At 40.0% G+C, this 7,154-nt stretch carries 8 protein-coding genes; 2 read left to right on the forward strand and 6 right to left on the reverse strand.

Going from position 1 to position 7,154, the window contains the following annotated elements; genetic code table 11:
* Positions 1-247 precede the first annotated feature (247 nt).
* Positions 248-652 carry a hypothetical protein gene (locus tag BCU91_RS01805; RefSeq protein ID WP_102530764.1) on the reverse strand — a complete coding sequence of 135 codons (405 nt, stop codon included), beginning with the start codon at positions 650-652 and terminating at the stop codon, positions 248-250.
* 54 nt (positions 653-706) lie between these two features.
* The gene (locus BCU91_RS01810) at positions 707-943 is read right to left on the reverse strand and encodes a hypothetical protein (protein WP_102530765.1); all 237 of its coding nucleotides are present in this window, start codon (positions 941-943) and stop codon (positions 707-709) included.
* A 221-nt stretch (positions 944-1,164) separates the two neighbouring features.
* Here BCU91_RS01810 and BCU91_RS01815 point away from each other — a divergent pair, with 221 nt between their 5' ends.
* Positions 1,165-1,701 carry a low molecular weight protein-tyrosine-phosphatase gene (locus tag BCU91_RS01815; protein WP_102530766.1) on the forward strand — a complete coding sequence of 179 codons (537 nt, stop codon included), beginning with the start codon at positions 1,165-1,167 and terminating at the stop codon, positions 1,699-1,701.
* A 129-nt stretch (positions 1,702-1,830) separates the two neighbouring features.
* On the opposite strand, the gene ylqF is transcribed toward BCU91_RS01815, so the two are convergent.
* Both ylqF and BCU91_RS01825 read right to left on the reverse strand, forming a co-directional pair.
* Positions 1,831-2,775, reverse strand: coding sequence for a ribosome biogenesis GTPase YlqF (gene ylqF, locus BCU91_RS01820; RefSeq protein WP_076536189.1), 945 nt, complete (start codon positions 2,773-2,775; stop codon positions 1,831-1,833).
* A gap of 130 nt (positions 2,776-2,905) precedes the next feature.
* On the reverse strand, positions 2,906-3,745 hold the full coding sequence (locus BCU91_RS01825) for a 2OG-Fe(II) oxygenase family protein (RefSeq protein WP_102530767.1): 840 nt from the start codon (positions 3,743-3,745) through the stop codon (positions 2,906-2,908).
* A 184-nt stretch (positions 3,746-3,929) separates the two neighbouring features.
* On the opposite strand from BCU91_RS01825, the gene BCU91_RS01830 reads away from it, so the two are divergent.
* Positions 3,930-4,844, forward strand: coding sequence for a bifunctional methionine sulfoxide reductase B/A protein (locus tag BCU91_RS01830; protein WP_102530768.1), 915 nt, complete (start codon positions 3,930-3,932; stop codon positions 4,842-4,844).
* A gap of 78 nt (positions 4,845-4,922) precedes the next feature.
* Here the strand turns inward: BCU91_RS01830 and BCU91_RS01835 are convergent, their stop codons facing one another.
* Positions 4,923-6,482 carry a SulP family inorganic anion transporter gene (locus BCU91_RS01835; protein WP_076536194.1) on the reverse strand — a complete coding sequence of 520 codons (1,560 nt, stop codon included), beginning with the start codon at positions 6,480-6,482 and terminating at the stop codon, positions 4,923-4,925.
* 334 nt (positions 6,483-6,816) lie between these two features.
* Positions 6,817-7,154, reverse strand: a 338-nt coding sequence (locus BCU91_RS20220) for a hypothetical protein (RefSeq protein ID WP_157936256.1), incomplete at its 5' end; no start/stop codon positions are given.

Consider the following 7,154-nt stretch of genomic DNA (forward strand, 5'->3'; position numbering starts at 1 on the left):
AGCATTTAAAATTACTTCTGGCAGTAAAAATCCCACACATCAAAAGCTAACAAACAAAGGCAATCTGACGCACTAACGTGCGGCCGTTGCTTTGGTCGTTACCACATATCAGGTCACCATACTTTACCTAATGGAAGTCGTTGCTTTCAGAGTTTTAGCTCTAAGTGATTTCTGTCCAGAAGCTTGTTAGGTCGCGTGAACTTTTAGCCATGAGAAAGCGAACCCAATAGGGTTCGCTAGTTGGTTATTATTGTGCGTCAGCAGCAATAATGAGATCAGACCAATATTGCTCAGCAGCATCAAAGTAATAATTCGGATGAATCCCAAAAATACTAATAAACTCATTGCTGAATAGCTCACAAAAAGCGGCAATATCCTCTTTGTATATCAATAGCATCATGTATGCATCAATACCTGTTAGATATTGATTATCAAGCTCAGCATGCTCTTCAAGCAGCGATTTGCTGATACTGATGCCTATCATTTGACCTGCTACATTTCGATGTAAATAAATGTAGTTACTAAAGCTCAGTTGAATCTTATCGTTCTCAAGTTTATGGTCTGCTAATAACAGTACTGTGCTGTGATCATCCCATGGGCTTTTTGATTGACGTTTATAGACTCTAATAAGCTGTGTTTCTGACTTGTTCATAACAATTCCTAGTCGTTGATGTCCTTATCAATAACTAGGATTTAGCAAGGGAAATTATTCACTATCTAACAACTGGGTTACAAAATTTATAGCCAATTGAACTTCTAAATTATGAAAGCCTTCTTTAATCAATTTTTGCTTAAGTTGAAAGACTAAGAAATCTTTCTCTACAAAATTGTCATATTCAGAGATGTCATTGAATGAGTGCTCTGCTTTTACCACACTGGCTATTCGATTAAGTAGCATAAGAAGATTGTCGGTCTTTTTGATAAGTTCAAAGTTAGTTTTCATTTGTGTTTCCTATTAATGTAAGAACGGTCTTCATTAACTAGAAACAACACAGGCGAAATCATGGTATTTTAAACTCAAGGCATGTATTTTTATTCCCCAAGGATTCCCCAATCAGTGGTTGAGCCGTTTTTTAACTAATTGTTTTTCCCTAATATAATTTGGACGTGTTTGGACCTACTTTTACCTATTTTGACTATGTTTTTATCATATTATGGAGCTATATGTCTGATATTAAAGGAATTAACTCGGTACTATTCGTATGCCTAGGTAACATCTGCCGCTCACCTAGCGCTGAAGCTGTGTTTCGTAGTAAAGCGGCTGAATATGGCTTAGTCATCGAGATTGCCTCTGCTGGCACCTTAGCTTACCACCAAGGTAATGCGCCCGATCCGCGCGCGATTAAAGCGGGCAATGCCAGAGGGTTAGACTTTTCAGGCATGTATGCAAGGCAAATCGCTCAGGCTGATTTTGAAAAATTTGATTTAATACTGGCTGCAGATAATTTTAACTTAAAGGACTTGCAGGCAATATGCCCGCAAGAACATCAACATAAGCTTAAATTAATGCTTAGTTATATGAGTGACGATATAGCTGATTTTGATGAACTGAGTATGGATAAGTTTTCCCTTGAGCAAGTGAATCATGCCAAGGAAGTTCCTGACCCTTACTATGGCGGCGCTAATGGTTTTGAAACGGTTTTGGACTTACTGGAGTCTAGCCTTGATAATTTAGCAAAGCAGATAGCGAAAAACCGTTAATATTATCTATACATATTCGCTCTTTAACGGGTAAAAACAATAAAGGCTTAGCATTGCTGCTAAGCCTTTATTTTAAATATGTCGTTTATCAAACACATTGCAGATAAGCTGGATGTTTTTGTTAAAGGCTTATTCGCCTTGGTGACGTTTACCTGATCGTTTCAGATTTTCTTGCTCTAATTTCTGCTGCTTAATAGCTTCTTTTTCAGCCAACACTCTAGCGACTTCTTCTTTCTCGATTTCGGCCATTTCAGGGGTTTCAAGGGTAAGTAGCCCTGTTTTGCCAGAGCGGAATTCATGTAACAGTAATTCTGATGCTTTATGTAAATCGATACGGCCACCAGGTCTTAGTGCTCCGCGCTTACGGCCAATTTCTTCAAGTAATTCAATGTCGGTTTCTGGCAATGATTTAAGCTTATAACGCTCACAAATTTCTTGTGGGTAAGCTTTTAAGAAATATTCAGCAGCAAACATGGCAACGTCTTCATATTCCATTGCGGTGTCTTTAATTGCACCAGTAACAGCAAGGCGGTAGCTACTGGCTTCGTTATCTACTTTAGGCCATAAAATACCCGGCGTATCTGATAGTACGATGCCATTTCGTAAATTAATTCGTTGTTGACGTTTAGTTACAGCTGGCTCATTACCGGTTTTAGCAATGGTTCTACCTGCAAGTGTATTAATGATGGTAGATTTACCAACGTTAGGGATCCCCATGATCATGGTACGAATATCTTTTTCGATTTTGTCTCTGGCAGGTACCAGTTTGCGGCAGATATCAGGAATGTTTTTGACCTGACCAGGTTGTAGTGTGGTGATAGCAGTGGCTTTTACGCCTTGTTCCTGCTCAAGGTACTCAATCCAACGCGCCGTGACTTTTGGATCTGCTAAGTCAGACTTGTTCAGTAGTTTGATACATGGCTTATCGCCCCTTAGCTTAGAAACCATTGGGTTTTCACTACTGTAAGGAATACGGGCATCAAGCACCTCAATAACAAGATCGACTTGAGGCATTGCCTCTTCAATCTCTTTACGAGCTTTATGCATGTGACCTGGATACCATTGAATTGCCATGATTTTGCCTTTTATAAATCTACTACTAACAAAGGGGGCATATTCTACCTTGTTATGAGTAAAAATGATAAAAAAAAGCGCCTATTGGCGCTTTAATATCATTAACGATGTCACTAAATAAGCAGTAGGGTTAAATAACCCCAAGCTCACGCAGTCTTTCCATTAAGTAGCTGTCAGCGGTGTGACGCTCTGACAATACTACTTCTGGATTTGGGTGTAAGAATAGTGGTAATGAAATTCTTGATTTAGTTTTATCACTGCCTTGAGGGTTAATCACCCGATGTGACGTTGAAGGGTAGTAACCTGCTGATGCCTCTTGTAGCATATCACCGATATTGATAATGATATTACCAAAGTCACTGGGTACATCAACCCAGTTACCTTCTTTGGTTTTAACTTGTAGTCCTGGCTCATTGGCAGCAGGTAGTACAGTAATAAGGTTTATGTCCTCATGTGCAGCAGATCTGATAGCGCCTAACTCTTCATCGCCAAGCATTGGCGGGTAGTGCAGTACTCTTAATAATGTCTTCTGACTATTTTCAATCATTTGTGGTAATGGCATTGAGAATTTGTCAGCAATATCCTTAGGTGCGTACTCTTCAATCCAGCCGAGTAACTCTGCTGCTAGCGCGTTGGCATGTGCATAATAGGCTAAGATATTTTGTTTTAACGATTCAGGAATACGGCCCCAAGGATAAACGTGAAAATATTCTTTGATATCTTTTACGCTATGGCCTTTAGCGGTTTCTGAAATTGAAGCAGGGAAAAATCCATCTTGGGTTTCTGGTTTAAATAGATAATCATTTTTTTGTTCAGATTGAAAAAAGGCATACCACTCTTGATAAATTTTTTCGACCAGTTCTTGACTGACTGGGTGGTTAGAAAGAACGCCAAACCCGGTTTCTCTTAATGAAGCGACAAACTGTTGTGGACAATCTTTTGCGCGGTAATCAATTGTTTCTAGTTTCATATTTTTCTTCTATTGTTTTTATTTGACCCAGCGCGATTCTAACCTTGGTCACACTTTGTCGCAATTTTTTGATGCGAAATATGTCTTGGTCAGTCGAAATAGTGCTCTTTATTGTGCATACTGCCATAGTTGTAATACTTGCAGTACAGTAAACCTAATCAAAACAGAAGTAGAGATGGAACTCATGAAGCAGTTAACGGAATTCGAAAAGTATGTGATTGAACAAAAAGGAACTGAGCAACCTTTTAGTGGCGAATACGTCAAACATGATGCCCCAGGGGTGTATTTATGCAAAAAGTGCTTAGCGCCTCTGTATAAAAGTGAGCATAAATTTAATGCTCATTGTGGTTGGCCTGCTTTTGATGATGAAATACCGGGAGCAATTGACCGAACTCCCGATGAAGATGGCCATCGAATCGAAATCACCTGCCGAAAATGTGACGGCCACCTAGGGCATATATTTGAAGGCGAAATGTTAACCGCTAAAAATATCCGTCACTGTGTCAATTCTGTTTCGATGATATTTCAAACGGCAGATGAATTACAAAAAGTAAATAGTAATCAGTTTGCTACTTTTGGCGCGGGCTGTTTTTGGTGCATTGAAGCGGTATTTAATGAGTTAAAGGGAGTGATTGAGGTAACGCCAGGCTACAGTGGCGGTAGTGGTAGCGATGCAAATTATATGGCGGTATGTTCTGGTGATACTGGACATGCTGAAGTTATATTGGTGGAATTTGATCCTAGTATCATTAGTTACCAAAGCTTACTGGCGGTTTTCTTTGCCATTCACAATCCCACCACCTTAAATCAGCAGGGTAATGATAAAGGTCCGCAATACCGTTCAGTTATTTTTACTCATTCAACAGAGCAGGTTGATCAAGCGACCATCGCTATTAGTAAACTAATTCAGCAAGCCATTTGGCCTAAACCTATAGTGACCGAAGTTGCCATGTTCGAAGCTTTTTATCCTGCAGAAAGTGTTCACGAAAATTATTATGCTAATAATGCTGAGCAGCCATATTGTGAGTTAATTATTAAACCAAAATTTGAAATGGCGATGAAACGATTTGAGCAGTTGTTAAAGGACACTGATAAATAATGACTAGCTAAGGTTAGTTTACATCGGCAACAAAAAAGGCGAACTGAGTTCGCCTTTTTTAATGTGTAAACCTAACGATTAAGAGTCTAATGCGTCGTCAGCCACTTTGTAATGGGGATCTTCAATCACATTGACCTCGACTAACGCTCTAGCTTTATGGAGTAAATCTTTACAATCACCGCTCAAATGGCGCAAGTGTAACTTCTTACCGGCAGCAAGATAACGCTCTGCTAAGGTGTCAATTGCATCGAGGGCAGAATGATCTGCAACCCGTGAGTTTTGGAAGTCTACGATAATGTCTTCAGGATCATTCTCTGCGTCAAACAGCTCTAAGAAATTAGATACCGAACCAAAAAATAACGGTCCATTTAATTTGTAAACTTTCCAACCGTTGGCATCAATATTGGTTTCAACATTAATATGTTTGGCATGCTCCCAAGCAAAGACTAATGCAGACACAATAACGCCGACAAATACTGCGAAGGCTAAATCTGTGAACACGGTTACCGTTGTTACTAACACAATGACAAACGCATCATGCTTAGGCACTTTGCCCATGACTTTGAAACTGGCCCATTCAAAGGTACCTAAAACGACAATGAACATAACCCCAACTAATGCAGCTAACGGAATTATTTCAATAAAGGCTGCACCAAATAAGATAAATGCCAATAAAGCGAGTGCTGCAGTGATCCCTGATAATCGTCCACGACCGCCAGAGTTGATGTTAATCATCGATTGTCCAATCATCGCACAGCCACCCATAGCGCCGAAAAAGCCACTGGTAATATTACCAACACCTTGACCAACACATTCTTTGTTACCTTTACCACGGCTGTTAGTCATTTCATCAATAACGGTTAGCGTCAGCAATGATTCAATCAAGCCTACAGCAGCAAGAATACAGGCATAAGGCAGAATGATATAAAGCGTTTCTAGCGTGAATGGGACACTTGGGATAGCAAAGCTTGGCAGGCTACCAGCAATTGTTGCTTGTTCATCGCCGCTCATGGTTTTTAAGAAATCGAGTACATTGCGAGTATCTAAATCTAAGCCTACAACCAATGCCGTTACCGTTAAAATAGCCACCAATGAAGAAGGGATAGCAGTGGTTATTTTGGGTAAGAAGTGAATGATCGCCATAGTTAGTGCCACTAAAGCTAACATAATCATTAGGGGCTCTTGTGCAAGCCATACCATGTTGCCAGCAGCATCTTTTACTTTAAATTGGCCTAATTGTGCAAGGAAAATCACAATGGCTAAGCCATTCACAAAACCTATCATCACAGGATAAGGAACAATACGGATAAATTTACCCAGTTTAAAAATACCGGCAGAAATTTGTATTATCCCTGCCAGTACTACTGCGGCAAATAGGTATTGAACACCATGTTCAACCACCAGTGATACCATAACAACAGCCATCGCGCCGGTAGCGCCAGAAATCATCCCAGGACGGCCACCAATAACAGCAGTAATTAGCCCCATGATGAAGGCTGCGTAAAGTCCTACCATAGGCTCAACTTGTGCGACAAAAGCAAAAGCAACGGCTTCAGGAATAAGCGCGAGTGCAACGGTTAAACCAGATAATATATCTGCTTTGCCGCTACTGGTTTTATGACGTAGTAGATCGAACATTTAACCTCTGAAATCTATTGATGTGTTTGATAATAAAAGTGTGAGCATGTTAACAAAAATGACAAACCTTCTAAACCTGAAATTAAACTTAATTTGTGCTAATTCGTATCGTTAGGGTTTTAGAGAGAATTTTTAAGAGGATAAGCTAAGCTTGATATTTTCGTTAGTAACAGAAAAACTAGATCACAGCTGAGGTTTTATAATCAGGATTAATATCAAGGCTTGATAAGGGCTGGTAGTTTGAACAGTCTCTAAGTTTTTAGTAAAAGTTAAGCATAAAAAAACCACGCTAAGAAGCGTGGTTTTTATTACCATCAAAGGTGAATGCTAACAGTTATGCTTTAGACATATCTGCTGAAGCACTATTAGCCACTTTTGACTTAACGCTATTGGCTTCAGTTTGCGAAGCTTGATACTCGCGGCCTTTTGGCACAGCTTGCTGAGTACGAACCTCTGTTACTGGCTTAGTCGTATCTGACATGACCATAGAGCCGAAGCGGCTAGCGACAGGTGCTTTTTTAACAGCTGGTTCAGCTTTAACTTCGGTTGGTGCGACAGTTGTTGGTGCGACTGCGGCTTTACGTTGTATTGCAACAGGCTTAGTCATAGGTGCAGATGCAACCGTTTTAACTTCAACTTTAGCTGTTTCAGGTTTAACTTCAACCGCTGGCG

It is taken from the genome of Shewanella sp. 10N.286.52.B9 (assembly GCF_002873635.1).
In the GTDB taxonomy this organism is placed as follows: domain Bacteria; phylum Pseudomonadota; class Gammaproteobacteria; order Enterobacterales; family Shewanellaceae; genus Shewanella.